The following is a 26381-nucleotide window of genomic DNA, read 5'->3' on the forward strand; positions in this document are numbered from 1 at the left end:
TCAAGCATGCGTGCAGACCAGCCGACGCAAAGGCAGCGCGGCCGGCGCACACTCTAGTGATGACGACGCGCTGGGAGCGCCGGGTGGCTGCCGGCAACTGGGATGCCGTCGCCGCCGAGCTCGATGAGTACGGCGGAGCCCTGCTACCGCGGCTGCTGACGGTCGCCGAAGCCGCGCGGCTGCGGCATTGCTACGCCGACGACGAGCGCTTCCGCGCCACCGTCGACATGCAGCGCCATCGCTACGGGTCCGGGCAGTACCGATATTTCGCGGCACCGACACCCGATCCCGTCGATGCGCTCAAGCGGGCGCTGTACCCGCATCTGCTGCAGATCGCCCGGGACTGGGCGACCCGGCTGGGCCGCGACGCGCCCTGGCCCGGCGACTTCGACGAGTGGCTGGAACAGTGCCACCGGGCCGGTCAGACCAAACCGACCGCCCTGATGTTGCGCTACGGCCCCGGTGACTGGAACGCGCTGCACCGGGACCTCTACGGCGAGTTGGTGTTTCCACTACAGGTGGTGATCAACCTCAGCGACCCAGCCGTCGACTACACCGGGGGCGAGTTCCTGCTCGTCGAGCAGCGCCCGCGTGCGCAGTCTCGGGGCGTGGCCGTACAGCTGCCACAAGGCCACGGTTATGTGTTCACCACCCGCGATCGCCCGGTGCGCTCCACCCGCGGCTGGTCGACGGCGCCGGTGCGCCACGGTGTCTCACCGATCCGCTCGGGTGAGCGCTTCACACTGGGGCTGATCTTTCACGACGCCGCTTGAAAGACGCCGCTTAGTCCGTGGGACCGATGCGCCGCAACAGGATCACGTTGTCGGTCAGCACTCCGGTCTGGCAGTGGGGCCCGACGGCGTCGCGGTCGGCAGTCCCGAGCCGCAGCAGCTCCCACTGCGCGTCATCGAGGCCCAACCCGGCCAGTACCTCCTCGGCCGTGGCGAAGTGATGCTCGTGGACGTGCTCGCCGGCCCACGGCGGCGCGGCGGCGTGGTCGACGATCAGCAGTCGGCCGCCCACCGCCACGGCTTCGGCCGCCCGGCGCAGCACCTCCTCGCGGTCCAGTTGCACCGGCGAGTGCAGGAATTGCGCCGATACCAAGTCGAAGCGGCCGACGGGGAAGCTGGTGGACAGATCATGGCGCTCGAAGCGGATCCGCGAGATCACCTGGCGCTCTTGAGCCGCGGCGCTGGCCCGCTCCAGCGCGTTGGCCGAGACATCGACCGCAACCACCTGCCAGCCGTCTTCGGCTAGCCAGATCGCGTCGGCCCCTTCACCGCAGCCCAGATCCAATGCCCGGCCCGGCGCCAGGTCCGCGGTGATCTCGGCGAGCACAGCGTTGACCTGCCCGCTCCAGACCGGAGCATCGCCACCGTAGAACTCGTCCCAGTATTCGCGCGGGTCGCGCAGTGCGTCGGTCATCGGTCTGTGTTCCTTCCGTTCATGATTGGCGGCATCGGCAGTCCGTAATCGTCGGCGGCCAGGCTCTGCACCACCGCCGCCGCGGCACGGGACCCCGCCGCGATCGCGGTTGCCACCTGCGGCATCTCCCCCGTCAGGTCTCCCGCGGCAAAGACCCCGGGAATCGAGCTGCGGCACAACGGATCCACACCGACCGGGTCGTGGGCCACCGGACCGGGCTCCGCGACTGCCACACCGAGGCGCTCGGCCAGGTGATCGCGTTGCCGCAGGGCCGCCGCGACCAGCAGCCCGCGCCGGGGCAATCGCTCACCGTCGCCGAACACCACCGCCGATAGCTCGCCGTCGTGCGCCTCCAGCGCCGCCACCGGCCGTTCGTCTACCCGGACGCCGGCACCGGCCAGTCGGGTGCGGTCGTCTGCGCCGAACTCGGCCGCACCTTCGGTGAGTACCACGATGTCGTCGCTCCAGCACCGCAGCAGCAGAGCCAGGTGAACGGCCCGGGCACCGTCGGCCAGCACCGCCAACGGCAGATCCCGCACTTCCCAGCCGTGGCAGAACGGGCAGTGGAACACCGAACGGCCCCACAGTTCCGCTATGCCGGGAAGATCCGGCGGGAGGTAGTCCATTCCGGTCGCCAGCAGCACGCGGCGTGTTCGTTCGTCGCGACCGCCGAGAAGCCGCACCACGAACTCGCCGTCGACGCTTTCGATGTCTGCCACTTCACCGGCGCGGATCTGCACACCGTACGAGGCGAGTTCGTCCCGGCCGAGCCGATAGAGCTCGACCGGCGGGCGGCCATCGTGGCCCAGTAGGCCGCCGATTCCGTACGCGCTGCGGTTGCTCTGCTGGCCCGCGTCGATCAGCAAGGTGTGACGCCGGGCTCGGCCCAGCACCAGACCCGCGCTGAGTCCGGCCGCGCCACCGCCCACCACGATGCAGTCCCAGATTTCGCTCATGCATCGAGCATGCAGGCCGAATCGCAAAACAGCACGCTCGTTTGCTATTCAGGCAAACGCAGCGGGTCGGATACTTGCCGTCCCACCGAAGATACTGGCAACCTGGATTGCTATGCAGGCAAGCACTGACGATGGTGGCGTAGATCTGCGGGTGCGGCGTCGACTGCGGGAACTCCGCACCCAGCAGGGGCTGACCCTGGAGGACGTGGCGACGCGCGCCCGGATCGACGTCTCGACGTTGAGCAGGCTGGAATCGGGCAAGCGACGCCTGGCGCTGGACCATCTGCCCCGGCTGGCCGAGGCGCTGTCGGTCAGCACCGACGAATTGCTGCGCGCACCGCACCACCAAGACCCGCGGGTGCGCGGTACCTCGCACAGCCACAACGGCATCACCTATTGGCCACTGACCCGGCACGGACCGGCCGGGGGCTTACATGCCTTCAAGATCCGGGTCGGGATGCGCCGTCGACGCCCCGCCGAGTTGCCGGTGCACGAAGGCCACGAGTGGATGTACGTGTTGTCCGGCCGGCTTCGGCTGGTGCTGGGCGACGACGATTTCTTGATCGGGCCCGGTGAGGCGGTCGAGTTCTCCACCTGGACGCCGCATTGGTTCGGCGCCGTCGACGGCCCGGCCGAGGCCATCGTGATCTTCGGAACCCACGGCGAACGCGTGCACCTGCACGACTGACGCGCGGGCCAGCGACTACAGGTACGCCGTCTGATTCACCAGGCGCACCGACGCGGGCCCGTCACCGTAGAACTCGGCGATGCTCAGCGACGCCAGGTCCAGGTGCAGCCGGTACAAGATGGCGGGGCCGGCGTCCAGTGCCAGGCGCAGCACGGTCTTGATCGGTGTCACATGCGACACCACCAACACCGTGGACCCGCCGTGTTCGGCGACGATTCGGTCGCGCGCGGCCAGCACCCGCTGCTGCACGGCGTCGAAGCTCTCTCCGCCGGGGGGCTGCGTGGAGGTGTCCTTCAACCAGCGCCGGTGCAGTTCGGGATCACGCTCGGCGGCCTCGGCGAAGGTCAGGCCCTCCCAGGCCCCGAAATCGGTTTCGGTCAGGCCCTCATCGACGGTCACGTCCAACTGAAGCAGTCTCGCCGCCGCCTCGGCGGTGTCGCGGCAGCGCTGCAGCGGTGAGCTGATGACCGCGGCGATACCGCCGCGCTGGGCCAGGTAGCGCGCCGCCGCATCGGCCTGCTGCCGGCCGGTGTCGGTCAGTGGCGGGTTGCCGCGTCCGGAGTAGCGGCGGTTCACCGACAGTTCGGTCTGCCCGTGCCGCAGCAGCAACAGCCGAGTCGCCGTTCCCGTCGCGCCGGTCCAACCGGGAGCCGTGGGCACGGGCGTGGGGGCCTTTTCCGCCGACTTCGGGGCAGGATCATCGATGCCCGCGGCAGCGTCCATCGCCTCGTTGGCCAGCCGGTCAGCGTGGGAGTTCTCCTCCCGCGGAATCCAGGAGTAGCGGACATGGTCGAACCTCGACGCCAACTCGCGAGCCTGCCGGTGCAGTGGGACCAGGTCCGGATGCTTGACCTTCCACCGACCGGCCATCTGTTCGACCACCAGCTTGGAGTCCATGAACACCGCGACGTCGGCCGCGCCCAGCCGGGCCGCTTCGGTCAATCCGGCTACCAGACCCCGGTATTCGGCGACATTGTTGGTGGCGACACCGATGGCATCCTTGGCCTCGGCGAGCACTTCGGAACGATCGGCGGACCACACCACCGCGCCGTAGCCGGCCGGGCCCGGGTTTCCCCGCGACCCGCCGTCGGCTTCGACTACGACTTTCATCCCGCTACCTTCACCGGCCGGCACACTAACCGAAGTTCTTGACCCGCAGCAGGATCGTGTTGCATTCCGGGCACCGCAGCACCTCTTCGGGCTCCGCTGCCGAGATCTTCGCTAGCTGGCCACGGTCGATCTCGATCCGGCAGGCGCCGCACTGGCCCCCGCGCAACAGCCCCGCGCCGACTCCCGCCGAGGCGCGCTGCCGCTCATAGAGCGCCAACAGCTCGGCGTCGATCTCGGCGGCCAGTCGTTCGCGGCTGCCCGAACGCTGTCCGCGGGTGGTCTCGATGTCCTCTAAGGCGGTGTCGATCGTCTCCTGCACTCGGGCCAGGTCGGCAGCCAGCCGCTCCAGCACCCCAGCTTCGGCGCTGGCCTGGGTCTGCAGCTGCTCACGCTGCTCCAACAGCTCCAGCAGCGAATCCTCCAGACTCGACTGCCTCTTCTGCAGGGTCTCCACCTCGTGCTGCAGATCGGTCACCTGCTTGGCATTGACCTGGCCCGAATCCAGCAACGCGCGGTCGCGGTCCTCACGCTGGCGCACGGCGTCGATCTCCGACTCCAAGCGCCCGGCTTGAGCGTCCAAGTCCTCCAAGGCCAGCTCCAGCGCGGCCAGCCGGTCGGCGGCCGCAGTGTGCTCGGCCTGGATCCGCTCGCGCTCCTGCTGCTCCGGCAGATGCCCGACGCGGTGAGCCATCCGGGCCAGTTCAGCGTCGAGTTCCGACAGTTCCAGCAGTGAACGTTGCTGTGCTTCTTCAGCCTTCATGGCCGGTCTCCTTCGAGCGCGAGATTCCAGGGGTCGGTGCGCAGCGTGCTGACACGCACCGGCAGCGTCGCACCGAAATGCGAGCGGAGTACGTCGGCGGCTTGCGCGCACCACGGGTATTCACTGGCCCAGTGGGCCACGTCGACCAGCGCCATCGCAGACCGGCGGGAATGCTCGTCAGCCGGATGGTGGCGCAGGTCCGCGGTGACGTAGACCTGTGCGTCGGCGGCGGCCGCGGCATCCAGCAGGGAATCTCCGGCGCCGCCGCAGACCGCCACTCGCGACACCGCCACGTCGGGATCCCCCGAGGCGCGCACACCCCACGAGGTGGCCGGCAGGCCCGCAGCGACGCGGGCGACGAACGCGCTCAACGGCTCCGGGGTTGCCAGACTGCCGATGCGGCCGATCCCCACCCCGGCGGGCAGCGGCTGCAACGCGAAGATGTCGAACGCCGGTTCTTCGTACGGGTGAGCGGCCAGCAGCGCCGCGTGAATCGCCCCGCGGACCCGCGCCGGGGCCACCACTTCGACGCGGTCCTCGGCAACGCGCTCGACTTCGCCCACTCGTCCGATCGCGGGCGTTGCACCGTCACCGGGCAGGAACTGGCCGGTGCCCGGCACGCTCCAGCTGCACTGCGCGTAGTCACCGATGTGACCCGCACCCGCCGCGAACACCGCGGCCCGGACCGCCTCGGCGTGCGCTGGCGGGGTGTAGATCACCCATTTGTCGGTGTCGGCGCGTGGGCCCGCCGGCTCCAGCACGGACTCCACGGTCAGCCCGAGCGCTGCCGCGAGCGCGTCGGAGACCCCGGGCGAGGCCGCGTCGGCATTGGTGTGGGCGGTGAACAGCGCGCGACCGGTCCGGATCAGCCGGTGCACCAACGAGCCCTTGGGCGTGCTGGCCGCCACGGTGTCCACCCCGCGCAGCAGCAGCGGATGGTGGGCCAGCAGGAGGCCGCCGTCGGGCACCTCGTCGACCACCGCCGAGGTGGCATCGACCGCGATCGTCACCGAGCTCACCAGGTCGTCGGGGTCACCGCAGACCAGCCCGACCGAGTCCCAGGAGTGGGCCAGCCCGGGCGGGTAGGCCGCATCCAGTACGTCAATGACGTCAGCCAGCCGCGCGGTCACACTGCAAGACAGTAGTGCGCCACCCAGCGAGCTCTCCGCGCACGTCGGGGACAATGGACGCGTGACGCGCACAAGCACCGCCGCCGCCGAATTGGTGATCTTCGACCTCGACGGCACCTTGACCGACTCCGCGGCCGGGATCGTCGCCAGCTTCCAGCACGCACTGGCGCACATCGGCGCGCCGATTCCCGAGGGTGATCTGGCTGCCCGGCTGGTCGGCCCGCCTATGCACCACACCCTGGCGGCGATGGGCCTCGGCGAACAGACCGAGGCGGCGGTCGCCGCCTACCGCGCCGACTACACCAGCCGCGGATGGCAGATGAACACCATGTTCGACGGCGTCGCCGCGCTGCTGCGCGACCTGCGAGCCGCCGGGGTCCGGCTGGCCGTGGCCACCTCCAAAGTGGAGCCCACCGCGCGCAAGATCCTCGCGCATTTCGGCCTCGACGGTTATTTCGAGGTGATCGCCGGCGCCAGCGTCGACGGCACCCGGGCCGCCAAGCCCGACGTGGTGGCCCATGCCCTGGCTCAGCTGGCGCCGCTGCCCGCGCGGGTACTGATGGTGGGCGACCGACGCCATGACGTGGACGGTGCGGCCGCGCACGGTATCGACACGGTGCTGGTCGGCTGGGGCTACGGCCGAGGCGACTATGCGGACACCGCCGACGCCGGTCTTAATTCCCCCGACGGCCCGCTCGCCCGTGTGCAGACCGTCACCGAACTACGGGAGGTACTCGGTGTCTGAGCCGATGCTGCATGTCACGTTCGTCTGCACCGGCAACATCTGTCGCTCGCCGATGGCCGAGAAGATGTTCGCCCACCAGCTCGCGCAGCGCGGACTGGGCGGCACCGTGCGGGTGACCAGCGCCGGCACCGCGGACTGGCACGTGGGCAAGGGCGCCGACGAACGCACGAACCGGGTGCTGCGCGACAACGGCTACCCCGTGGAGCATTGCGCCGCCCAGGTCGGCCCCGACCACGAGACCGCGGACCTGGTGGTGGCGCTGGGACGCAACCATGTCGGGCTGCTGCAAGGACTGGGCATTCCGGCCGAACGGATTAGGATGCTGCGGTCCTTCGACCCGCGCTCAGGAGCGGCGGTGCCCGACGTCGACGACCCGTACTACGGCGGCCACGACGACTTCGTGCAGGCGTTCACCGTCATCGCGGCAGCACTGCCGGGCCTGCACGCCTGGGTCGACGGGCAGCTGGCGTTGGGCGAGAGCGGCTGATGCGACGCCTGGCCTTCCTGCTGCGCCCGAGCTGGCTGGCTCTGGCGGCGGTGGTGCTGGGCTTCGCCTACCTGTGCTTCACCGTGTTGGCGCCCTGGCAACTGGGCAAGAACACCACCACGTCTCGCGCGAACAGCCAACTCGAGCACGCGCTGACCGCCGAACCCGTGCCGGTGACCACGCTGCTGCCGCACCAGGATTCGTCCGCGCCGGACGAGCAGTGGCGGCCGGTGACCGCCACCGGGCACTACCTGGCCGAAAAGCAGGTGCTGGTGCGGCTGCGCGTCATCGACGGAGTGCCGGCGGTGGAGGTGCTGGCACCGTTCGCGGTCAAGGGTGGGCCAACCGTGCTGGTGAATCGCGGCTTCGTGCGCACCGACGACGGCGGCTCGCGGCTGCCGGACATTCCGGCACCACCGGACACCGAAGTCACTATCACCGCGCGGTTGCGTGACTCCCAAGGCGCCATCCCGGGCAAGAACCCGTTCACCGAGAACGGTTTTCGCCAGGTGTACTCGATCAACACCGCGCAGGTGGCCGCGGCCACCGAAACCCCGCTGGCCGGGTCCTACCTGCAGCTCGTCGAAGACCAGCCCGGCGGCTTGGGCGTGATCGCGCTGCCGCGCCGGGATGCCGGGCCGTTCCTGTCCTACGGGATTCAGTGGATTGCCTTCGGCATCCTGGCGCCAATAGGTCTGGGGTACTTCGCGTTCGCCGAGCTGCGGGCACGCCGGGAAGAGCGCGCCCAGACCCAGCCCGAGGCGGGCGACGACGAACCGGCGCCGCCGATGACCGTCGAGCAGAAGCTCACCGACCGCTACGGCCGGCGCCGGTAGACCACCGCTATGCCATCCTGGGGCGATGGTGAACATCTCGGGTGTCGGGATCTGGAGTGCGCCGCTGCGCTACGGCGACCAGGGCGAGGCCGCCGAAGCGGCTGCCGAATTGGAGGAACTGGGCTTCGGGGTGCTATGGATCCCGGACGTCGGCGGTCCGGTGTTCGACGCGGTGGGCAACCTGCTGTCCGCCACCCGCAACGCGGTCATCGCCACCGGCATCCTGAACCTGTGGATGCACACCCCGTCCGACGTCGCGGCGTCCTACGCATCGCTGACCGCGGCGCACGGTGACCGGTTCCTGCTCGGCATCGGCGTCAGCCATGCTCCGCTGATCGATGCCGGGGATCCCGGGCGATACCGCCGCCCGCTGCACGCCATGAGCGAGTTTCTCGACGGGCTCGACGCCGCCGAGGCACCCGTCCCGGTCGAGTCGCGAGTGCTCGCAGCCTTGGGCCCGAAAATGCTCGACTTGGCCGCCGCCCGCAGCCGCGGCGCCCACCCGTACCTAACCACGCCTGCGCACACCCGATTTGCCCGCGAGCAACTGGGTGACGGGCCGCTGCTGCTGCCCGAGCAGACGGGGATCTTGTGCGCCAGCCGCGACGAAGCCCGTGCGATCGGCACCAAGTGGCTGGCCTCCTACCTGGCGCTGCCCAACTACGCCAACAACCTGCTGCGGTCGGGTTTCTCCGAGGACGACATCGCCAGCGTCAGCGATCGGTTGTTCGACGCGATCATCGCGTGGGGAACCCCGGAGGACGTGCTCAGCCGGGTCGCCGAGCACCAGGCCGCCGGCGCCGACCACGTCTGCGTGCAGCTGCTGGACGCGGACCCGCGGGCGTTCCCGCGGGAGCAGTGGCGGGAGCTGGCCGCGGCACTGGGCTGATCTCAGCCGACGGAACGCTCTGCGCCGGACCAGAACTGGGCGCGCACCGTCTTCTTGTCCGGCTTGCCCAGCGCGGTCACCGGCACCGATTCGGCGACGATCACCTGCTTGGGCGACTGAACCGAGCCCTTACGTTCTTTGACCGCGGACTGGATCTCGGCAGTCATGGTGGCCACCGCGGCGGGGTCGCTGTCGACACCCGGACGCAGCACCACCACTGCGGTCACGGCCTCCCCCCACTTCTCGTCGGGGGTTCCGATCACGCAGACCTGGGCCACCGAGGGGTGCTCGGCGATGACGTCCTCGACCTCGCGCGGGAACACGTTGAAGCCGCCGGTGACGATCATGTCCTTGGTGCGGTCGACGATGTAGTAGAAGCCGTCTTCGTCTTCGCGGGCCAGGTCGCCGGTGTGCATCCAGCCGTCCCGGAATGTCTCAGCGGTGGCCTCGGGAAGCTTCCAGTAGCCGCCTGAGAGCAGCGGCCCGGACACGCAGATCTCGCCGACCTCGCCCTGGGCCACCGGGTTGCCGTCCTCGCCCAGCAGCGCCACCCGGGCGAACAGCGTCGGGCGACCGCATGAGGTGAGTCGCTTCTGGTCGTGGTCGCCCTTGGCCAGGTAGGTGATCACCATCGGCGCCTCGGACTGGCCGTAGTACTGGGCGAAGATCGGGCCGAACCGGTCGATAGCCTCCTGGAGCCGGACCGGGTTCATCGCCGAGGCGCCGTAGTACACCGTCTCCAGCGAAGACAGGTCGCGGGTGTGCGAATCGGGGTGATCCATCAGCGCGTAGATCATCGACGGCACCAGCATGGTGGCGGTGATCTTCTGCTCCTCGATCACCCTCAGCACCTCTGCCGGGTCGAATTTGGTCAGCACCACCAATTGGCCGCCCTTGACGATCGTCGGCACGAAAAACGCTGCGCCGGCGTGCGACAAGGGGGTGCACATCAAAAACTTCGGGTGCTCCGGCCACTCCCACTCGGCGAGCTGAATGGTCGTCATCGCCGTGATGGACCCGACGGTGCCGATGACGCCCTTCGGCTTGCCGGTGGTCCCGCCGGTGTAGGTGAGGCCGCCGATGTGGTCTGGGGCCAGGTCGGCGGCCACCAGGGGCTGCGGGTCGTACTTGGCCGCCTCCGCAGCCAGGTCGACAGCTTTCCCCTCGAGCTCCGGCGGCACCGGACCGATGGTCAACACCTGGCGCAACGTCGGCACCTTTTCGAGCAGGCCCAGGGCGCGCTCCACGAAAGCCGGTGTGGGATCGATGATCAGCGAGCTCACCTCGGCGTCGGCCAGCACGTAGGCATGGTCGTCCAGCGAACCCAGCGGGTGAAGCGCCGTGCGCCGGTGTCCCTGGATCTGGCCGGCACCGATGATCATCAGCACCTCGGGGCGGTTCAGCGACAGCAGGCCGAACGTGTCGGCGCCGAGCGACCCGAACGCCTGGATGTACTGGCTGATGCGCTCGGCGAGCTGACCACCGGTCAACGTGGTGTCGCCGAGGAACAGCACCGGGGTGTCCTGGTGGCGCTTGAGGGCGCCCACGGTGAGGTGCCCGGAATGAATGGGCTGGCGCATGGACTGCGTCGACATCGGGGCTACCTCCACTAGTGCGTGACGACCTGCCCGCTGGACACTACCGACCGCCCCATCGGTCCCTGGGACGAGCCGAGGGTTGACACCCCGGAAGCCCCAATGCTTATTATTTGCGTATGCATGCAGATAATGGTCCAGCGGATCGGTTGCCGGAGGATCAGGTCGGCCTGATCGTCGAGGTGTTCCGGATGTTGGCCGACGCCACCAGGGTTCAGGTGTTGTGGGCGCTGACCAGCCGGGAGATGTCGGTCAACGAACTCGCCGAGCACGTCGGCAAACCGGCGCCGTCGGTGTCACAACACCTGGCGAAACTTCGGATGGCGCGGCTGGTGCGTACCCGCCGCGAGGGCACCACGATCTTCTACAGCATGGAGAACGAGCACGTCTGCCAGCTGGTGACCGACGCCGTCTTCAACGCTGAGCATGCGGGCCCGGGGGTGCCGCCGCATCACCGCGCCGCCAAGAACCTGCCGGCTGCTGCCGGAGAGGCGCTGCCCGAATTGCGGCAGCGAGCCATCGAACAAGGGAGATGAAACCACCATGTCGCACCACAACCATGGGCACGATGCACCGCATGCGCACGAGCACACCCACGGCGAGCTGACGCACACCCACGTGCACGACGCTCATGAGCACGACCACGTCGAGCATGCGCACGAGCACACTCACGAAGACGGGACCGTGCACAGCCATCCGCACGCGCACCAGGCCGGGCTGGAGCATGCCGGCCACGCTCATTCGCACTGAGCGGCAGGCACACCTAGGCCGAAAGCACGATCAGCAGGGCTATGACGCCGATCAGCACGAGAAGGGCCGCCCACAACAGGGCGCGCACACCTGGCGGCTTCGCCGAACGTCCCGTGGGAGTCAGCTGCGGGCTAGTCGACGGCGGTACGCCCCACTTACCGCTCGGCGCCCGTTGAGGAGGAACGGGCGGCGACGGTGAAGTGGGTTCGTCCGGTGTCGGAGAGGTTGTCATGCTCACCGCATTGACGGTCTAGCGCGGCGTCAAACAACTGGTGGGCGCGGACGGTATCGAACCGCCGACCGCTGGTGTGTAAAACCAGAGCTCTACCACTGAGCTACGCGCCCCTGCCTCGGGCAGGTTACCCGGCCGGTGCCAGGCTCCCAAAACCGCGAGATCGTACTGACGCAGCAGAAGTTGAAGTAGGTCCCTGCGTGAGCCCGATTTCGCGGCAACGAATCAGGACTTGAGCGCACCCAACGCGTCGAGCCAGAGCTGCTGGTCGCGCGCCTCACCGGGCTGCTTCATCTCGGCGAACCGGATGATGCCGGACTTGTCGATGACGAACGTGCCGCGGTTGGGAAAGCCGGTGTCGGAGTTGAACACCCCGTAGGCCTCGCTGACGGCGCCGTGCGGCCAGAAATCCGACAGCACCGGGAACAGGAACCCGCTCTCGGTCGCCCAGATCTTGTGGGTGGGCGGCGGGCCGACCGAGATCGCCAGCGCCACACTGTCGTCATTGACGTAGCTGGGCAGGTGGTCCCGCAACTGATCCAGCTCGCCCTGGCAGATGCCGGTGAAGGCCAGCGGGAAGAACACCACCAGAACGTTCTTGTCGCCCCGGAAGCTGCTCAGCGTCACCTGCTGCTGATTCTGGTCCTTGAGGGTGAAGTCAGGGGCCGGCGCGCCGACTTCCAGCATCAACGCTTCCCCGCGCGGGATTTGGGTTGGATCAGGCGACTGGCGCTCCAGTCCCCCAGACTCACCGACGAGGTCGACATCAGGCCGGCGGTCGGCGCCGCCTCGGCGATCTCGGCGGGTTGCACATGGCCGGATCGGCCGGTCTTGGGTGTCAACACCCAGATCACCCCGTCGTCGGCCAAGGCGGTGATGGCATCCATCAGGGTGTCCACCAAATCACCGTCGCCATCGCGCCACCACAGCAGCACGACGTCGACCACCTCATCGGTGTCCTCGTCGAGCAGTTCGCTGCCGGCGGCCTCTTCGACGTCGACACGGATGTCGTCGTCGGCGTCCTCGTCCCAGCCGAACTCCTGGACTAACTGCTTGCTCTCGATGCCCAGTTTGCGGGCGAAGCTCGGGGCGTTATCCGCCGCGACCACCGTGCGACCTCCTTCGATCGTCAGCGTTACGTGTGATGTGAATCATCGTTGCACAGCTCGCCGTGCTGGGCGGGCTCAGAAGGCTTTGCACAGCTGCATCCCCTTGTCCCGAGCCCGGTTGAGTTCATCCTTGCGGGCGTTGTACACCGAGACCGGAGCCTTGGATGAAATCGCGGTCGCGACGCCCCGCGCCGCCTGTGCATAGGTATTGAATGCGTCGGTCAGGTCCTGCGACAACTTCTCGTTGATCGCCGCGACGACCTCGTCGGCACTGTGGTTGAGTGCCTCCACCGCCGGGCCGGCGGTTCCGGAGATATCGCCGCCGTTGTTGAACGCCTCCACGTACTTGTTCACCACGTCGACGGCGTCGCTGCTGCTCGAAGCGAACCGGCCGCACGCACCGCGGACCGCCTGGGTGGTCATCGACTGCTGGCGCTGGGTCTCGCGAATGCTCGAGGTGGCCTCCGAGGCCGACACCGACGCCGACACCGAGGAGCGGTAGGCCGGGGCTTCGGAGGTGTCGGCTTGCGGGTTGCCACCGATGATGCTGGTACAACCGACGACACCCATCGCCAACGCCGCAACCACACCGGCCACCGACGCGCCTACCCGAGCGTGTCGCCGCGTCTGGGCGCGCGAGGCAGTCAGCCGTCGGGTCAGCACAACTTCAAACGTTACCGCGTACCTGCCACCAGGCCGAGATCAGCCCACCCCGCGGCACTCGCCGACCGGCGGTCGGGTGTCCGGTGGGGCACGATAGAAAAGACGAGACCGGCGAATCGATCGGTCGGTGCCGTCCTGGCCACAAGCCGGGAGGCACATCTTGTCCTCCGAACCAAGGAGCAATGCGTTGACCACTGAGGCCGTACATCAGGATCAGGCCAAAAAGCCCAGCAGCACAACCGAATCCGATCGGGTCCGGGTGATCCGCGAGGGAGTGGCGTCCTACCTCCCCGACATCGACTCCGACGAGACCTCCGAGTGGCTGGAGTCCTTCGACGAACTGCTCGCCCGGTCCGGTCCGGCCCGCGCCCGCTACCTGATGTTGCGACTGCTCGAACGCGCCGGCGAACAGCGGGTGGCGATCCCGGCGCTTACCTCCACCGATTACGTCAACACCATCCCGACCGAACTGGAACCCTGGTTCCCCGGCGACGAGGAAACCGAGCGCCGCTACCGCAGCTGGATCCGCTGGAACGCCGCGGTGATGGTGCACCGCGCGCAGCGGCCCGGAGTGGGAGTCGGCGGGCACATCTCGACCTACGCGTCGTCGTCGACGCTCTATGAGGTCGGGTTCAACCACTTCTTCCGCGGCAAAGACCACCCCGGCGGCGGCGACCAGGTGTTCATCCAGGGCCACGCCTCCCCCGGCATCTACGCGCGCGCTTTCCTGGAGGGCCGGCTGAGTCCCCACGACCTCGACGGCTTCCGTCAGGAGCACAGCCACCCGGGCGGTGGGCTGCCGTCCTACCCGCATCCGCGGCTGATGCCCGACTTCTGGGAGTTCCCCACGGTGTCAATGGGCCTGGGCCCGATGAACGCCATCTACCAGGCCCGGTTCAACCACTACCTGCACGACCGCGGCATCCGCGACACCTCCGATCAGCACGTGTGGTGCTTTCTGGGCGACGGCGAGATGGACGAACCGGAGAGTCGGGGTCTGCTGCACGTCGGGGCGCTGGAGGGCCTGGACAACCTGACCTTCGTGGTCAACTGCAACCTGCAGCGCCTGGACGGCCCGGTGCGCGGCAACGGCAAGATCATCCAGGAGCTGGAATCGTTCTTCCGCGGCGCGGGCTGGAACGTGATCAAGGTGGTGTGGGGTCGCGAGTGGGACGCCCTGCTGCACGCCGACCGGGACGGCGCCCTGGTCAACCTGATGAACGTCACCCCCGACGGCGACTACCAGACCTACAAGGCCAACGACGGCGGCTACGTGCGGGAACACTTCTTCGGACGCGACCCGCGCACCAAGGCGCTCGTGGAGAATCTGTCCGACCAGGACATCTGGCACCTCAAGCGTGGCGGGCACGACTACCGCAAGGTCCACGCCGCCTACCGCGCGGCCGTCGAGCACAAGGGCCAGCCGACCGTCATCCTGGCCAAGACCATCAAGGGCTACAGCCTGGGCAGCTACTTCGCCGGCCGTAACGCCACCCACCAGATGAAGAAGTTCCGGCTGCAAGACCTCAAGGACTTCCGCGACGAAATGCGGATTCCGATCCCGGACTCCCAACTCGAAGAGAACCCCTACCTGCCGCCGTACTACCACCCCGGCGAGAACGCACCCGAGATCCGTTACCTGCTGGATCGGCGACGCGCCCTGGGCGGCTTCGTGCCACACCGCCGCACCCAGGCCAAGACGTTGGAACTGCCGGGCTCGTCGGCCTATGCGGCAGTCAAGAAGGGGTCCGGCACCCAAGAGGTGGCCACCACCATGGCGACCGTGCGGGTGTTCAAAGAGTTGTTGCGGGACAAGCAGTTAGGTCCGCGACTGGTGCCGATCATCCCCGATGAGGCGCGCACGTTCGGGATGGACTCGTGGTTCCCATCGTTGAAGATCTACAACCGCAACGGTCAGCTCTACACCTCCGTGGATGCCGACCTGATGCTGGCCTACAAGGAAAGCGAAGTCGGCCAGATCCTGCACGAGGGCATCAATGAGGCCGGATCGACGGCCTCGTTCACCGCGGTCGGGACGTCGTATGCCACCCACGACGAGCCGATGGTGCCGATCTACATCTTCTATTCGATGTTCGGCTTCCAGCGCACCGGCGACGGCCTGTGGGCGGCCGCCGATCAGATGGCGCGCGGGTTCGTCCTCGGAGCCACCGCGGGACGCACCACGCTGACCGGTGAGGGACTGCAGCACGCCGATGGGCACTCGCTGTTGTTGGCCAGCACCAACCCGGCAGTGGTCTCCTACGATCCCGCGTTCGCCTACGAGGTCGCCCACATCATCGAAAGCGGCCTGCACCGTATGTACGGCCCGGACCCGGAGAACGTGTACTTCTACGTCACGCTCTACAACGAGCCCTACGTGCAGCCGGCCGAACCCGACGGCTTTGACCCCGAGGGCCTGCTGCGCGGCATCTACCGCTTCCGCAAGGCCGAGCCGAAGTCCCACACCGCGCAGATCCTGGCCTCGGGGGTGGCGGTGCCCGAGGCGCTGCGGGCCGCCGACTTGTTGGCCGCCGAGTGGGACGTGGCCGCCGACGTGTGGTCGGTGACCAGCTGGGGTGAGCTCAACCGGGACGGGGTGGCCATCGAACGCGAGCGGCTGCGGCACCCCGAGCGCCCGGCCGCGGTGCCGTACGTGACGCAGGCGCTGGCGGAAGCCACCGGCCCGGTCGTCGCCGTGTCGGACTGGATGCGTGCGGTGCCCGAGCAGATCCGGCCGTGGGTTCCCGGTAACTACGTCACGCTGGGCACCGACGGGTTCGGGTTCTCCGACACTCGTCCGGCCGCGCGGCGCTACTTCAATACCGACGCCGAGTCGGTGGTGGTGGCGGTGCTGGCGGCACTGGCCCGCGACGGGGTCATCGACCCGTCCGTGGCAGTGACCGCGGCGACGCAGTACCAGATCGACGACGTGTTGGCCGCCCCCGAGCAAACGTCGGATTCCGGGGTCGCCTAGTCAGCCCCGTGGATTTGGGCGCGATAGTTCCCGCTGAGCGAGCACTACCGCGCCCAAATCACCGCCGGGTTGGATGCGGCGGTCCAGCTTCGCCTCTCCTCCGTCGAGCCTCGCCAACCGCCGGGTTTGTCAGTTGTTGCTAGAAAGCAGGCGTAGCTTTTAGGAATGGCTGACAACCCGGCGGCTCCGGTCCTACCGCGCTCCACCCTGGACCAGCTCAGCGCCGTCCCGGACGCCATCCTGCGCCGACTTAAGAACTACTCGGGCCGGCTGGCCACCCAGGCTGATGCCGTGATGGGCGAGCGGTTGCCGTTCTTTGCCGAATTGGAGGCTTCGCAGCGAGCCAGCGTCCAACTGGTGGTGCAGACCGCCGTGGTCAACTTCGCCGAGTGGATGCGCGACCCGCACGGCAATGTCAGCCACACCGCGCAGGCGTTTGCACTGGTGCCGCAGGACTTGACCCGCCACATCGCGCTGCGGCACACGGTGGACATGGTGCGGGTCACCATGGAGTTCTTCGAGGAGGTCGTACCGCTGCTGGCCCGCTCCGAAGAGCAGGTGACCGCGCTGACCGTGGGCATCCTCAAGTACAGCCGGGACCTGGCGTTCACCGCCGCCTCCGCCTACGCCGACGCCGCGGAGGCCCGGGGCACCTGGGACTCCCGGATGGAGGCCAGCGTGGTGGACGCCGTGGTCCGCGGTGACACCGGACCGGAGCTGTTGAGCCGCGCAGCCGCCCTGAACTGGGACACCACCGCCCCGGCCACCGTCGTGGTGGGCACCGCACCGCCAGGTCCGGACGCCTTCGCCGGACAAAAAGCCAGCCAAGACGTCCGCGATGTCGCCGAACGCCACGGCCGAGCGGCGCTGACCGACGTGCACGGCACCTGGCTGGTGGCCATCGTGTCGGGCCCACTGACGCCCACGCAGAAGTTCTTCGCCGATCTGCTCGGCGCGTTCTCCGACGGTCCGGTGGTGATAGGACCGACGGCGCCGACGTTGACCGCGGCCTATCACAGTGCCAGCGAAGCGATCTCAGGGATGAACGCCGTGGTGGGCTGGACCGGGGCGCCCCGCCCGGTGCTAGCTCGCGAGCTGCTTCCCGAGCGGGCGCTGATCGGCGATGCGTCGGCGATCGCCGCCCTGCACACCGACGTGATGCGGCCGCTGGCCGAGGCCGGTCCCACGCTCACCGAGACCCTGGACGCCTATCTGGACTGTGGCGGCGCGATCGAGGCCTGCGCCCGCAAGTTGTTCGTTCATCCAAACACCGTCCGTTACCGCCTGCGGCGGATCGCCGACTTCACCGGACGCGATCCGGCCGTGCCGCGCGACGCCTATGTCCTGCGGGTTGCCGCCACGGTCGGGCGGCTGGCCCACCAGGCGGAACAGGCGAGCTTCACCACCACGGATGTGACCTACTCCGCGTCGCTGGTGTCCGACGCAGCCGACGCCGAACCGCAGGCCGAGTCGGGCATGTGACCTGCTACGAAACGCTCTCGGCGCGCCCTCGGATGCGCACCCCGAGCGAACAGTTGTCGCAGTTCGGTATCGAACACGTCGCATCGAACGGCAGATTTGTATGGTCTCCACAAAAACATAAGACAATGTTCATAATCTAGGACATCCTGCAAATCGCGCTTCACAATGTTCTCTTAAAGACGTGATTGCGTTGCTCGCTCCCGGACAGGGATCTCAGACCCCCGGCATGCTCTCGCCGTGGCTGGAGTCGGCTGGCGCCGATGCCGCCCGCGAGCAGTTGGCCGCCTGGTCGGAGATCGCCGGCCTGGACCTGATCGCGCTGGGCACCACCGCGACGGCCGAGGAGATCACCGACACTGCGGTCACCCAGCCGCTGGTGGTGGCGGCAACCCTGCTGGCCTACGCCGAGCTGGTCAAGCGGCGCAACGGCCCCGTGAGCGGCAGCGATGTCATCGTGGCCGGCCATTCCGTCGGTGAGATCGCGGCTTACGCGATCGCCGGCGTCATCTCCCCCGACGACGCCGTCATGCTGGCCGCCACCCGCGGCCGCGAGATGGCTAAGGCCTGCGCACTCGAACCGACCGGCATGGCCGCCCTGCTCGGTGGCGACGAGGCCGAGGTGCTGGCCCGCCTCGAGCAACTCGACCTGACCCCGGCCAACCGCAACGCTGTCGGCCAGATCGTGGCGGCCGGCCCGCTGCCGGCCCTGGACAAGCTCGCCGAAGACCCGCCCGCCAAGGCCCGGGTCCGCAAACTGGCCACCGCCGGGGCGTTCCACACCCAGTACATGGCACCAGCGCTGGAGGCTTACGCTGCCGCCGTCGAGCAGGTCAAGGCCGCGGGAGTTGCCGCGGGAATCTCAGGGCCCACCGCTACCCTGTTGTCCAACCGCGACGGGCAGCCGGTGACGTCGGCGGCTCAGGCATTGGAGCACCTGGTTGCGCAGCTGACCCGGCCGGTGCGCTGGGACCTGTGCACCGAGACACTCCGCGCCCGCGAAGTAACGGCGATCGTGGAATTTCCGCCCGCCGGTACCCTGGCCGGCATCGCCAAACGCGAACTTCGGGGGACTCCGACGCACGCCGTCAAATCTCCCGCGGATCTGGACGGGCTTCCCGAGCTCTAACGCCCGCTTCCAAACCTGCACAACCAGATACCCAGTAATTACCCCCGCACACCCCGTGCGGATCCAACCGAAGGGAAACACAGTGGCTGCCAGCCAGGATGAAATCATCGCCGGTCTCGCCGAGATCATCGAAGAGGTGACCGGTATCGAGCCGAGCGAGGTCACCGTCGAGAAGTCCTTCGTCGACGACCTGGACATCGACTCGCTGTCGATGGTGGAGATCGCGGTTCAGACTGAAGACAAGTACGGCGTGAAGATCCCGGACGAGGACCTCGCCGGTCTGCGCACCGTCGGTGACGTGGTGGGCTACATCCAGAAGCTCGAGGCCGAGAACCCCGAGGCCGCCGCCGCGCTGCGCGAGAAGTTCGGTTCCGAGAGCTAATCGTGTCCTCTCAGCCTTCTACGGCCAACGGCGGTTACCCGAATGTGGTGGTAACCGCCGTTGAGGCCACCACTTCAATCGGCGCGGACATCGAGAGCACGTGGAAGGGCTTGCTCGCCGGCGAGAGCGGCATCCATGTGCTTGAGGACGAGTTCGTCTCCAAGTGGGATCTGCCGGTCAAGATCGGCGGACACCTCAAGGACCCGGTGGACGACCACATGGGCCGGCTGGACCTGCGACGGATGTCGTACGTCCAGCGGATGGCCAAACTGCTCGCCGGGCGGTTGTGGGAGAACGCCGGATCGCCCGAGGTCGACCCGGACCGTTTCACGGTCGTCGTCGGCACCGGACTGGGTGGCGGCGAGAAGATTGTCGAAACCTATGACCTGATGAACGAGGGTGGCCCCCGCAAGGTGTCGCCGCTGGCCGTTCAGATGATCATGCCCAACGGTGCGGCCGCAGTGGTCGGTCTGCAGCTCGGCGCTCGCGCCGGGGTCATCACCCCGGTGTCGGCTTGTTCGTCGGGTTCGGAGGCGATTGCGCACGCGTGGCGTCAGATCGTCATGGGCGACGCGGACTTCGCGGTCTGCGGCGGTGTCGAAGGCGGCATCGAGGCCCTTCCGATCGCTACCTTCTCGATGATGCGGGCCATGTCGACCCGCAACGACGACCCCGAGGGTGCGTCGCGGCCGTTCGACAAGGACCGGGACGGCTTCGTATTCGGTGAGGCCGGCGCGCTGATGATCATCGAGACCGAAGAGCACGCCAAGGCGCGCGGCGCTAAGCCGCTGGCCCGGTTGATGGGCGCCGGTATCACCTCCGACGCCTTCCACATGGTGGCTCCCGGTCCCGACGGCAAGCGGGCCGGCCGTGCGATGACCCGGTCGTTGGAGTTGGCGGGCCTGTCCGCCAAGGACGTCGACCACATCAACGCGCACGGAACGGCTACTCCGATCGGTGACACGGCCGAGGCGAACGCGATCCGGGAAGCCGGTTGCCAGCACGCCGCGGTGTACGCACCCAAGTCGGCGCTGGGCCACTCCATTGGGGCGGTCGGGGCGCTGGAGTCGGTGCTGACGGTGCTCTCGTTGCGTGACGGGGTCATCCCGCCGACGCTGAACTACGAGACACCCGATCCCGAGATCGATTTGGACGTCGTGGCGGGCGAGCCCCGTTACGGTGACTACAAGTACGCGATTAACAATTCATTCGGGTTCGGTGGGCACAACGTCGCGCTCGCCTTTGGGCGGTACTGACACCGGATCGCGAGAGAGGGAAGTTCGCAACAGCCATGTCAACGCTGGCAACGGGAAAGGGTCTCCCCAACGTCGTCGTCACCGGCTACGCCATGACGACGGCTTTGGCAGCGGATGGGGAGAACACCTGGAAGAAGCTGCTGGACGGCCAAAGCGGCATTCGCAGGCTGACCGATTCATTCGTCGAGGAGTATGACCTGCCGGTTCGTATCGGCGGGCACCTCGTCGAGACCCCGGAGATGTTCGACGAGGGGCTGAACCGGACGGAGCTGCGTCGGCTTTCCTACTTGCAGAAGTTGGCTTTGGTGCTGAGCCGGCGTGCCTGGGAGCACGCCGGCTCACCCGAAGTCGACACCCGGCGCCTCATGGTGTCGGTCGGCACCGGGATGGGCTCCAGTGAGGAGCTCGTCTGGGCCTACGACGGCATGCGCGAACGCGGCCTGAGGGCGGTCTCGCCATTGGTCGTGCAGAAGTACATGCCCAACGGAGCGGCCGCTGCGGTCGGACTGGACCGTCAGGCCAAAGCCGGGGTGATCACCCCGATCTCGGCCTGTGCATCAGGCTCCGAGGGCATCGCCCACGCCTGGCAGCAGATTGTTCTCGGCGAAGCCGACATAGCGATCTGCGGTGGTGTGGAAACCCGGATCGAAGCAGTGCCGATCGCGGGGTTCGCCCAGATGCGTATCGTGCTGTCCACCAGCAATGACGACCCGGAGGGCGCCTGCCGCCCCTTCGACCGTGACCGCAACGGGTTCGTGTTCGGCGAGGGCGCCGCACTGATGGTGATCGAGACAGAGGAGCACGCCAAGGCGCGCGGCGCCAACATCCTCGCCCGGATCATGGGTGCCTCGATCACCTCGGACGGCTACCACATCGTCGCGCCGGACCCCGACGGTCAAAGCGCGGGTCGGGCGATGACACGGGCGATCCAGATGGCCGACCTGACACCCGGCGACATCAGCCACGTCAATGCGCACGCCACCGGAACCACGGTGGGTGACGTGGCAGAAGGCCACGCCATCAACCTGGCTTTGGGTCCGCACGGCGGCAACGCCGCGGTGTACGCGCCCAAGGCGGCACTCGGCCACTCGGTCGGTGCGGTCGGCGCGGTCGAATCCATCCTGACGGTGATGGCCCTGCGTGAACAGGTCATCCCACCGACGCGCAACATGGAGAACCTCGACCCCGAGATCGACCTGGATGTGGTCGCAGGCGAACCGCGCCCGGGCAACTACGAGTACGCGATCAACAACTCATTCGGGTTCGGCGGGCACAACGTCGCAATCGTCTTCGGTCGGTACTGAAGGCCATAAACGGACCAGAAGCGAGACCCGCGATCAAGAATCAGACCCAAGGAGAGGCGCGATGACGACTATGGCTCCCGAGACGGTGGGCGAATCGCTCGACCCGCGCGATCCCCTGCTGCGTCTGTCGACCTTCTTCGACGACGGCACCGTGGAATTGCTGCACGAGCGTGACCGTTCCGGCGTGCTGGCCGCGGGCGGCACCGTCAACGGAGTGCGCACCATCGCGTTCTGCACCGACGGCACCGTGATGGGCGGTGCGATGGGCATCGAGGGCTGCGACCACATCGTCAACGCCTACGACACCGCGATCGCCGAGCAGAGCCCGATCGTGGGCCTGTGGCACTCGGGCGGTGCCCGGCTGGCTGAGGGCGTGCGAGCCCTGCACGCGGTCGGACGGGTCTTCGAAGCCATGATCCGAGCTTCCGGATTTGTCCCGCAGATCTCGGTGGTGGTCGGTTTCGCCGCCGGCGGCGCCGCCTACGGGCCGGCCCTGACCGACGTCATCGTGATGGCACCGGAGGGCCGGGTGTTCGTCACCGGCCCCGACGTGGTGCGCAGCGTCACCGGCGAGGACGTCGACATGGCCGCGCTGGGCGGCCCCGACACCCACCACAAGAAGTCCGGCGTGTGCCACATCGTCGCCGACGACGAGCTCGACGCCTACGAGCGGGGCCGCCGTCTGGTCGGGTTGTTCTGCCAGCAGGGCCATTTCGACCGCAACAAGGCCGAGGCGGGCGAGATCGACCTGCACGCGCTGCTGCCGGAGTCGGCGCGGCGCGCCTACGACGTGCACCCGCTGGTGAACGGCCTGCTCGATGCCGACGCTCCGTTCGATGAGTTCCAGGCCAAATGGGCGCCGTCGATGGTGGTCGGGCTGGGCCGGTTGTCGGGTCGCACCGTCGGCGTGCTGGCCAACAACCCGCTGCGGCTGGGCGGCTGCCTGAACTCCGAGAGCGCCGAGAAGGCGGCACGTTTCGTGCGGCTGTGCGACGCCTTCGGGATTCCGCTGATCGTGATCGTCGACGTGCCGGGCTACCTGCCGGGTGTAGGCCAGGAATGGGGTGGCGTGGTGCGCCGCGGCGCCAAGCTGCTGCACGCGTTCGGTGAGGCCACCGTCCCCCGCGTCACGCTGGTGACCCGCAAGACTTACGGTGGGGCCTACATCGCGATGAACTCGCGGTCGTTGGGCGCCACCAGGGTGTTCGCCTGGCCGGACGCCGAGGTCGCGGTGATGGGCGCCAAGGCCGCGGTCGGCATCCTGCACAAGAAGAAGCTGGCCGCCGCACCCGATCACGAGCGCGAGGCGCTGCACGAGGAACTGGCTGCCGAGCACGAGCGGATCGCCGGCGGGGTGGACAGCGCCATCGACATCGGCGTGGTCGACGAGAAGATCGATCCCTCGCACACCCGCGGCAAGATCACCCAGGCATTGGCTGAGGCGCCGGCCCGTCGCGGCCGCCACAAGAACATCCCGCTGTAACCCCCACCCACTTCCCTCTTTCCGCGAGCATGCGTGTCCCCGGTCGACACACCGGGGCAATTCCCGGGATTGCGCACGCTCGCGGCCGGCTCACCGGGTGGTGTAGCCGCCGTTGGCAAAGACGGTCTGACCGGTGATCCAGTGGCCGCCGTCGAGCAAAAACAGGACTAGCGGCGCGATGTCCTCGATCTGGGTCAACCGATTGCCCATCGCCTGCGACTTGTGGAACTCGACGCGCTCGGGGGTCTCCTGCGGGTAGAAGAACGGCGTGTCCATCGGCCCGGGCGCGACACTGTTGACGCTGATACCCCGGGTCCCGAACTCCTTGGCCGCAGCACGGGTGAAGTGCTCGACCGGACTCTTGGAGCCCGCATAGGTGGAGTAGCCGTCGGTGAACGCCCCCAGCAGCGCGGTCACGATCGTCACCACCGAACCGTTGTCGTTAAGGCGCTTACCGGCCTCCTGCAAAAAGAAGTACGCGGACTTGGCGTTGATGTCGAACATCGAGTCGTACTCGGCTTCGGTGGTCTCCAACATGGGCTTTCGCAGCACCTTGCCGACGGTGTTGACCGCGAAATCCAGGCCGCCGAAGGCGTCCACCGCGGCGTCGAAGAGGGCGGTGACATTGGCCGGAACGGTCAGGTCGCCCTGCACCTTGATGGCCTTGGCACCGGCGTCCTGCACCGCCGCCACGGTCTTGTCGGCGTCGGGCTCAGAGCTGTCGCTGTTGTAGTGCACCGCGACGTTGACGCCGTGCGAGCCCAAAGTGGTGCTGATCAGCCCGCCCAGGTTCTTGGCCCCCGCGGCCACCACTGCCGATTTTCCGGTCAAATCACTCATGGAAGTCCCCTTCTGTGTCTGAACACGAAACTAACCGGACTCCATACAAATGAGAAACAGTGTTATGCGCGGGTTCAACAAATAGTATTTGTAGTTAGCATGAGCCGATGTTCCCGGTCCCGGACCTTCGCCGCCTGACCCACTTCATCGCCGTCGCCGAGTCCGCCGGCTTCACCAGCGCCGCCACGCAGCTGCATCTGTCCCAGCAGGCGTTGTCGCATTCGGTTCAACAGCTGGAGAAGGAAATCGGCGTGACGCTGCTGATGCGCGCCGGGCGTCGCGTCACCTTGACCGCTGCCGGGCAGACCCTGATGGACGAGGGCCGCGCACTGTTGGCGGCGGCTCGAACCCTCACAGCGCACACGCGGGCCGCGGCCAGCGCCCAACCGGATGAGTTCGTGGTCGGGCACTCCCCTGCGATCAGCAATCACGACGTCTACGCCCTGATCGAACCGGCGATCGCCGCCTCGCCCGACACGTCGTTCACGGTCGTACAGCTGTTCCCCGACCGGCTGACCGCCGGGGTGCGCGAAGGCACGGTGCAGTTGGGGCTGCGCCGCGCCGTGGTGCCCCAGGACCTGCTGGCTGGCGCGGTGATCGGGTACGACCCGCTGCGGATCGCCGTGCCTGCCGATCACCCGCTGGCCGCGCGCTCCCGCATCCGCATCGCCGATCTCGCCGACGAACTGATCGCGCTATGGGCGCCCCCTGGGGCTTCTTACTACAGCGACTTTCTGGTCAACGCCTGCCGGCGTGCCGGATTCGAGCCGCAATACCGGGTCAGCCGAGTGCAGGGCTGCCCGCCTGAGGTGGCGGCCCTGACCGAGAGCGCCGTCGCGTTCGTCACCGCACCGGCCGGACCGGCCCTCGGCGGCACCGTCACCGTCGTCGATCTCGACGAGCCGCTGCTGGTGCCCCTGCAAGCGCTGTGGCAGCCGCACACCAGTTCAGCGGTGCGCGACGCGATTGTGCGCTGAGACCGGCTGAGTTCACGCCCGCCCGGAGGTCGTGTCGAGCCGCGCTCCCTACCCGGCGCTCAATGCATCGAAGACGTCGGTGAAGACGGATCCAGGGAACTGCAACAAGGCCGTGCCGACGTCGCTCAGGCCCGTTTGCACGGCATCCAGGATCGCGGTGGGATCGCCGCCGGCGAGCGCCTCCCAAATATGCCAGGTCGCCGCCTGCGGCGCGACGATCACGTCACGCACGTCGACAAACAATGCGGTAAGCAGATCGGCCGGCGGAACCGGTGTCCCGTTGAAGCTCACCAGCGTCCAGTCCCCAGGCCCGCCTTCGAGCACGACCTGGCCCACGTTGGGCAGCAAGGTGCCCGTTCCCTTCAGCTCGTCGACGAACATCGGGATGAACACCGAGAAATCGGGATTCTGGGCGTTCATCAGAGCCCAGGCGGTGATCGCCGCCTCGCCGGACGCGGCGACCGCCGTGTTCGGGCCGTCGGCGGCAATGGTGTCGTCGTAGATCACCTGAGTGGCTCCGCTGAACAGGTCGTTGAATTCAACGCCGTTGATGTCCGGGGATCCCGGCAGCGGCACGAACTCCAGCCCGAACGCCCAGGCCGCCAACGTCATCATGAACTCGATGCCCTCGGTGCTGGACAGTGCATGGCCGGCATACACGCCACCGTCGATCTCGTTGAGGCCCTCCAGTTGGTGGACTTCCATGTTCAGCGAGTCGGCCAGGGGCTGCACGGTCTGCCACATCCGGTATTCGGTACCGCCGTAGACCCCGGCGATGTCGTTGCCGTACTGCGCCTCAATCTGTTGCGAGACGTCCGCTGCCTGCTGCTGGCCAAGGACGCCCAGCGGCGCTCCCGGAGGTCCCCCGGAAACGCCTTCGGACCCCTGCCCGCCGCCTTCGGCCGAGCCGCTTCCGACCTGGTTGGTGTCGGGAGCCGAGGCACCGGTGATGTTGTTTGCGTGGCGGACCAGGTCCAGCGTGATCGACCCGTCACCGGCGGTCAGCGCGATGTCGGCGCGGTGAACGCCAGAGTGGGCGGCGTCCATCGGACTGGCTGTGAAAAGGCTGGCACCGAGTAGGGCGACGCTGATCGTCGCATAGGCGTTGGCCGTGGAGATATTTTTCATAGTGAGCCGATGTTCCCTCTGCAATCAACCCGAGGCAAGGGGCTGGTTGCCTCG

The 26381-nt window shown here is 67.9% G+C and carries 27 protein-coding genes and 1 tRNA gene; 16 read left to right on the forward strand and 12 right to left on the reverse strand.

Going from position 1 to position 26381, the window contains the following annotated elements:
* The first annotated feature begins 59 nt into the window (after positions 1 to 59).
* Positions 60 to 773, forward strand: coding sequence for a 2OG-Fe(II) oxygenase (locus tag NM962_11395; GenBank protein UVO10660.1), 714 nt, complete (start codon positions 60 to 62; stop codon positions 771 to 773).
* A gap of 10 nt (positions 774 to 783) precedes the next feature.
* Here NM962_11395 and NM962_11400 read toward each other — a convergent pair whose 3' ends face one another.
* Entirely contained in the window at positions 784 to 1425 is a 642-nt protein-coding gene (locus NM962_11400; GenBank protein ID UVO10661.1) for a class I SAM-dependent methyltransferase, read from the reverse strand.
* Complete coding sequence (locus NM962_11405; protein UVO10662.1) at positions 1422 to 2381, reverse strand: NAD(P)/FAD-dependent oxidoreductase; 960 nt, start codon at positions 2379 to 2381, stop codon at positions 1422 to 1424. Before NM962_11405 ends, NM962_11400 begins: the two co-directional genes overlap by 4 nt.
* 112 nt (positions 2382 to 2493) lie before the next feature.
* On the opposite strand from NM962_11405, the gene NM962_11410 reads away from it, so the two are divergent.
* A complete protein-coding gene (locus tag NM962_11410; GenBank protein ID UVO10663.1) occupies positions 2494 to 3069 on the forward strand; it encodes an XRE family transcriptional regulator in 576 nt (191 codons plus the stop codon).
* Between the two features lie 15 nt (positions 3070 to 3084).
* Here the strand turns inward: NM962_11410 and NM962_11415 are convergent, their stop codons facing one another.
* The 3 genes from NM962_11415 to NM962_11425 are packed head-to-tail and all read right to left on the reverse strand — an operon-like array spanning position 3085 to position 6069.
* Entirely contained in the window at positions 3085 to 4179 is a 1095-nt protein-coding gene (locus tag NM962_11415; protein UVO10664.1) for a bifunctional RNase H/acid phosphatase, read from the reverse strand.
* 25 nt (positions 4180 to 4204) lie between these two features.
* On the reverse strand, positions 4205 to 4939 hold the full coding sequence (locus tag NM962_11420; protein ID UVO10665.1) for a C4-type zinc ribbon domain-containing protein: 735 nt from the start codon (positions 4937 to 4939) through the stop codon (positions 4205 to 4207).
* Complete coding sequence (locus NM962_11425; protein ID UVO10666.1) at positions 4936 to 6069, reverse strand: Nif3-like dinuclear metal center hexameric protein; 1134 nt, start codon at positions 6067 to 6069, stop codon at positions 4936 to 4938. Before NM962_11425 ends, NM962_11420 begins: the two co-directional genes overlap by 4 nt.
* Positions 6070 to 6130: 61 nt before the next feature.
* Here NM962_11425 and NM962_11430 point away from each other — a divergent pair, with 61 nt between their 5' ends.
* The 4 genes from NM962_11430 to NM962_11445 are packed head-to-tail and all read left to right on the forward strand — an operon-like array spanning position 6131 to position 9026.
* Complete coding sequence (locus tag NM962_11430) at positions 6131 to 6814, forward strand: HAD-IA family hydrolase (GenBank protein UVO10667.1); 684 nt, start codon at positions 6131 to 6133, stop codon at positions 6812 to 6814.
* The gene (locus NM962_11435) at positions 6807 to 7301 is read left to right on the forward strand and encodes a low molecular weight phosphotyrosine protein phosphatase (GenBank protein UVO10668.1); all 495 of its coding nucleotides are present in this window, start codon (positions 6807 to 6809) and stop codon (positions 7299 to 7301) included. Before NM962_11430 ends, NM962_11435 begins: the two co-directional genes overlap by 8 nt.
* Entirely contained in the window at positions 7301 to 8137 is an 837-nt protein-coding gene (locus NM962_11440) for an SURF1 family protein (protein UVO10669.1), read from the forward strand. The genes NM962_11435 and NM962_11440 overlap by 1 nt, the downstream gene beginning before the upstream one ends.
* Positions 8138 to 8165: 28 nt before the next feature.
* Positions 8166 to 9026 carry an LLM class F420-dependent oxidoreductase gene (locus tag NM962_11445; GenBank protein ID UVO14680.1) on the forward strand — a complete coding sequence of 287 codons (861 nt, stop codon included), beginning with the start codon at positions 8166 to 8168 and terminating at the stop codon, positions 9024 to 9026.
* A 2-nt stretch (positions 9027 to 9028) separates the two neighbouring features.
* Here NM962_11445 and fadD8 read toward each other — a convergent pair whose 3' ends face one another.
* A complete protein-coding gene (fadD8, locus tag NM962_11450; GenBank protein ID UVO10670.1) occupies positions 9029 to 10621 on the reverse strand; it encodes a fatty-acid--CoA ligase FadD8 in 1593 nt (530 codons plus the stop codon).
* Between the two features lie 119 nt (positions 10622 to 10740).
* Here fadD8 and NM962_11455 point away from each other — a divergent pair, with 119 nt between their 5' ends.
* Both NM962_11455 and NM962_11460 read left to right on the forward strand, forming a co-directional pair.
* Complete coding sequence (locus NM962_11455; protein UVO10671.1) at positions 10741 to 11157, forward strand: metalloregulator ArsR/SmtB family transcription factor; 417 nt, start codon at positions 10741 to 10743, stop codon at positions 11155 to 11157.
* Positions 11158 to 11164: 7 nt separating this feature from the next.
* Positions 11165 to 11371 (forward strand): zinc transporter Slc39a7, encoded by a 207-nt coding sequence (locus NM962_11460; GenBank protein UVO10672.1) that lies wholly within the window; start codon positions 11165 to 11167, stop codon positions 11369 to 11371.
* Between the two features lie 270 nt (positions 11372 to 11641).
* Here the strand turns inward: NM962_11460 and NM962_11465 are convergent.
* From NM962_11465 to NM962_11480, 4 genes are all read right to left on the reverse strand, one after another.
* A tRNA-Val gene (locus NM962_11465) sits at positions 11642 to 11716 on the reverse strand.
* A gap of 112 nt (positions 11717 to 11828) precedes the next feature.
* A complete protein-coding gene (locus NM962_11470; protein ID UVO10673.1) occupies positions 11829 to 12290 on the reverse strand; it encodes a peroxiredoxin in 462 nt (153 codons plus the stop codon).
* Positions 12290 to 12712: a DUF3052 domain-containing protein gene (locus NM962_11475; protein ID UVO10674.1), complete on the reverse strand. Its 423-nt coding sequence runs from the start codon at positions 12710 to 12712 to the stop codon at positions 12290 to 12292. Before NM962_11475 ends, NM962_11470 begins: the two co-directional genes overlap by 1 nt.
* Before the next feature lie 75 nt (positions 12713 to 12787).
* Positions 12788 to 13309 (reverse strand): hypothetical protein, encoded by a 522-nt coding sequence (locus NM962_11480; protein UVO10675.1) that lies wholly within the window; start codon positions 13307 to 13309, stop codon positions 12788 to 12790.
* A gap of 253 nt (positions 13310 to 13562) precedes the next feature.
* Here NM962_11480 and aceE point away from each other — a divergent pair, with 253 nt between their 5' ends.
* The 7 genes from aceE (at position 13563) to NM962_11515 (ending at position 23382) form a co-directional block, all read left to right on the forward strand.
* On the forward strand, positions 13563 to 16349 hold the full coding sequence (gene aceE / locus NM962_11485) for a pyruvate dehydrogenase (acetyl-transferring), homodimeric type (protein ID UVO10676.1): 2787 nt from the start codon (positions 13563 to 13565) through the stop codon (positions 16347 to 16349).
* Between the two features lie 165 nt (positions 16350 to 16514).
* A complete protein-coding gene (locus NM962_11490; GenBank protein ID UVO10677.1) occupies positions 16515 to 17831 on the forward strand; it encodes a PucR family transcriptional regulator in 1317 nt (438 codons plus the stop codon).
* A gap of 181 nt (positions 17832 to 18012) precedes the next feature.
* Positions 18013 to 18957, forward strand: a complete 945-nt coding sequence (locus tag NM962_11495; GenBank protein UVO10678.1) for an ACP S-malonyltransferase — start codon at positions 18013 to 18015, stop codon at positions 18955 to 18957.
* Between the two features lie 82 nt (positions 18958 to 19039).
* A complete protein-coding gene (acpM, locus tag NM962_11500; protein ID UVO10679.1) occupies positions 19040 to 19339 on the forward strand; it encodes a meromycolate extension acyl carrier protein AcpM in 300 nt (99 codons plus the stop codon).
* Between the two features lie 2 nt (positions 19340 to 19341).
* A complete protein-coding gene (kasA, locus tag NM962_11505; protein UVO10680.1) occupies positions 19342 to 20595 on the forward strand; it encodes a 3-oxoacyl-ACP synthase KasA in 1254 nt (417 codons plus the stop codon).
* A gap of 35 nt (positions 20596 to 20630) precedes the next feature.
* Positions 20631 to 21899: a 3-oxoacyl-ACP synthase KasB gene (gene kasB / locus NM962_11510; protein UVO10681.1), complete on the forward strand. Its 1269-nt coding sequence runs from the start codon at positions 20631 to 20633 to the stop codon at positions 21897 to 21899.
* A 61-nt stretch (positions 21900 to 21960) separates the two neighbouring features.
* Complete coding sequence (locus NM962_11515; protein UVO10682.1) at positions 21961 to 23382, forward strand: acyl-CoA carboxylase subunit beta; 1422 nt, start codon at positions 21961 to 21963, stop codon at positions 23380 to 23382.
* A 90-nt stretch (positions 23383 to 23472) separates the two neighbouring features.
* Here NM962_11515 and NM962_11520 read toward each other — a convergent pair whose 3' ends face one another.
* Positions 23473 to 24222: an SDR family oxidoreductase gene (locus tag NM962_11520; protein UVO10683.1), complete on the reverse strand. Its 750-nt coding sequence runs from the start codon at positions 24220 to 24222 to the stop codon at positions 23473 to 23475.
* Between the two features lie 107 nt (positions 24223 to 24329).
* On the opposite strand from NM962_11520, the gene NM962_11525 reads away from it, so the two are divergent.
* Entirely contained in the window at positions 24330 to 25199 is an 870-nt protein-coding gene (locus NM962_11525; protein UVO10684.1) for a LysR family transcriptional regulator, read from the forward strand.
* Between the two features lie 48 nt (positions 25200 to 25247).
* Here the strand turns inward: NM962_11525 and NM962_11530 are convergent, their stop codons facing one another.
* Complete coding sequence (locus tag NM962_11530; GenBank protein ID UVO10685.1) at positions 25248 to 26327, reverse strand: histidine phosphatase family protein; 1080 nt, start codon at positions 26325 to 26327, stop codon at positions 25248 to 25250.
* Positions 26328 to 26381: the final 54 nt, after the last annotated feature.

The organism is Mycobacterium sp. SVM_VP21 (assembly GCA_024758765.1).
GTDB lineage: Bacteria > Actinomycetota > Actinomycetes > Mycobacteriales > Mycobacteriaceae > Mycobacterium > Mycobacterium heraklionense_C.

What these genes read in the sequence shown, in the direction of transcription:
- NM962_11395 (UVO10660.1), top strand. Translation starts at nt 60, where the DNA reads ATGACGACGCGCTGGGAGCGCCGGGTGGCTGCCGGCAACTGGGATGCC.
- NM962_11400 (UVO10661.1), bottom strand. Translation starts at nt 1,425, where the DNA reads ATGACCGACGCACTGCGCGACCCGCGCGAATACTGGGACGAGTTCTAC.
- NM962_11405 (UVO10662.1), bottom strand. Translation starts at nt 2,381, where the DNA reads ATGAGCGAAATCTGGGACTGCATCGTGGTGGGCGGTGGCGCGGCCGGA.
- NM962_11410 (UVO10663.1), top strand. Translation starts at nt 2,494, where the DNA reads ATGCAGGCAAGCACTGACGATGGTGGCGTAGATCTGCGGGTGCGGCGT.
- NM962_11415 (UVO10664.1), bottom strand. Translation starts at nt 4,179, where the DNA reads ATGAAAGTCGTAGTCGAAGCCGACGGCGGGTCGCGGGGAAACCCGGGC.
- NM962_11420 (UVO10665.1), bottom strand. Translation starts at nt 4,939, where the DNA reads ATGAAGGCTGAAGAAGCACAGCAACGTTCACTGCTGGAACTGTCGGAA.
- NM962_11440 (UVO10669.1), top strand. Translation starts at nt 7,301, where the DNA reads ATGCGACGCCTGGCCTTCCTGCTGCGCCCGAGCTGGCTGGCTCTGGCG.
- fadD8 (UVO10670.1), bottom strand. Translation starts at nt 10,621, where the DNA reads ATGTCGACGCAGTCCATGCGCCAGCCCATTCATTCCGGGCACCTCACC.
- NM962_11455 (UVO10671.1), top strand. Translation starts at nt 10,741, where the DNA reads ATGCATGCAGATAATGGTCCAGCGGATCGGTTGCCGGAGGATCAGGTC.
- NM962_11460 (UVO10672.1), top strand. Translation starts at nt 11,165, where the DNA reads ATGTCGCACCACAACCATGGGCACGATGCACCGCATGCGCACGAGCAC.
- NM962_11470 (UVO10673.1), bottom strand. Translation starts at nt 12,290, where the DNA reads ATGCTGGAAGTCGGCGCGCCGGCCCCTGACTTCACCCTCAAGGACCAG.
- NM962_11490 (UVO10677.1), top strand. Translation starts at nt 16,515, where the DNA reads ATGGCTGACAACCCGGCGGCTCCGGTCCTACCGCGCTCCACCCTGGAC.
- kasB (UVO10681.1), top strand. Translation starts at nt 20,631, where the DNA reads ATGTCAACGCTGGCAACGGGAAAGGGTCTCCCCAACGTCGTCGTCACC.
- NM962_11515 (UVO10682.1), top strand. Translation starts at nt 21,961, where the DNA reads ATGACGACTATGGCTCCCGAGACGGTGGGCGAATCGCTCGACCCGCGC.
- NM962_11520 (UVO10683.1), bottom strand. Translation starts at nt 24,222, where the DNA reads ATGAGTGATTTGACCGGAAAATCGGCAGTGGTGGCCGCGGGGGCCAAG.
- NM962_11525 (UVO10684.1), top strand. Translation starts at nt 24,330, where the DNA reads ATGTTCCCGGTCCCGGACCTTCGCCGCCTGACCCACTTCATCGCCGTC.
- NM962_11530 (UVO10685.1), bottom strand. Translation starts at nt 26,327, where the DNA reads ATGAAAAATATCTCCACGGCCAACGCCTATGCGACGATCAGCGTCGCC.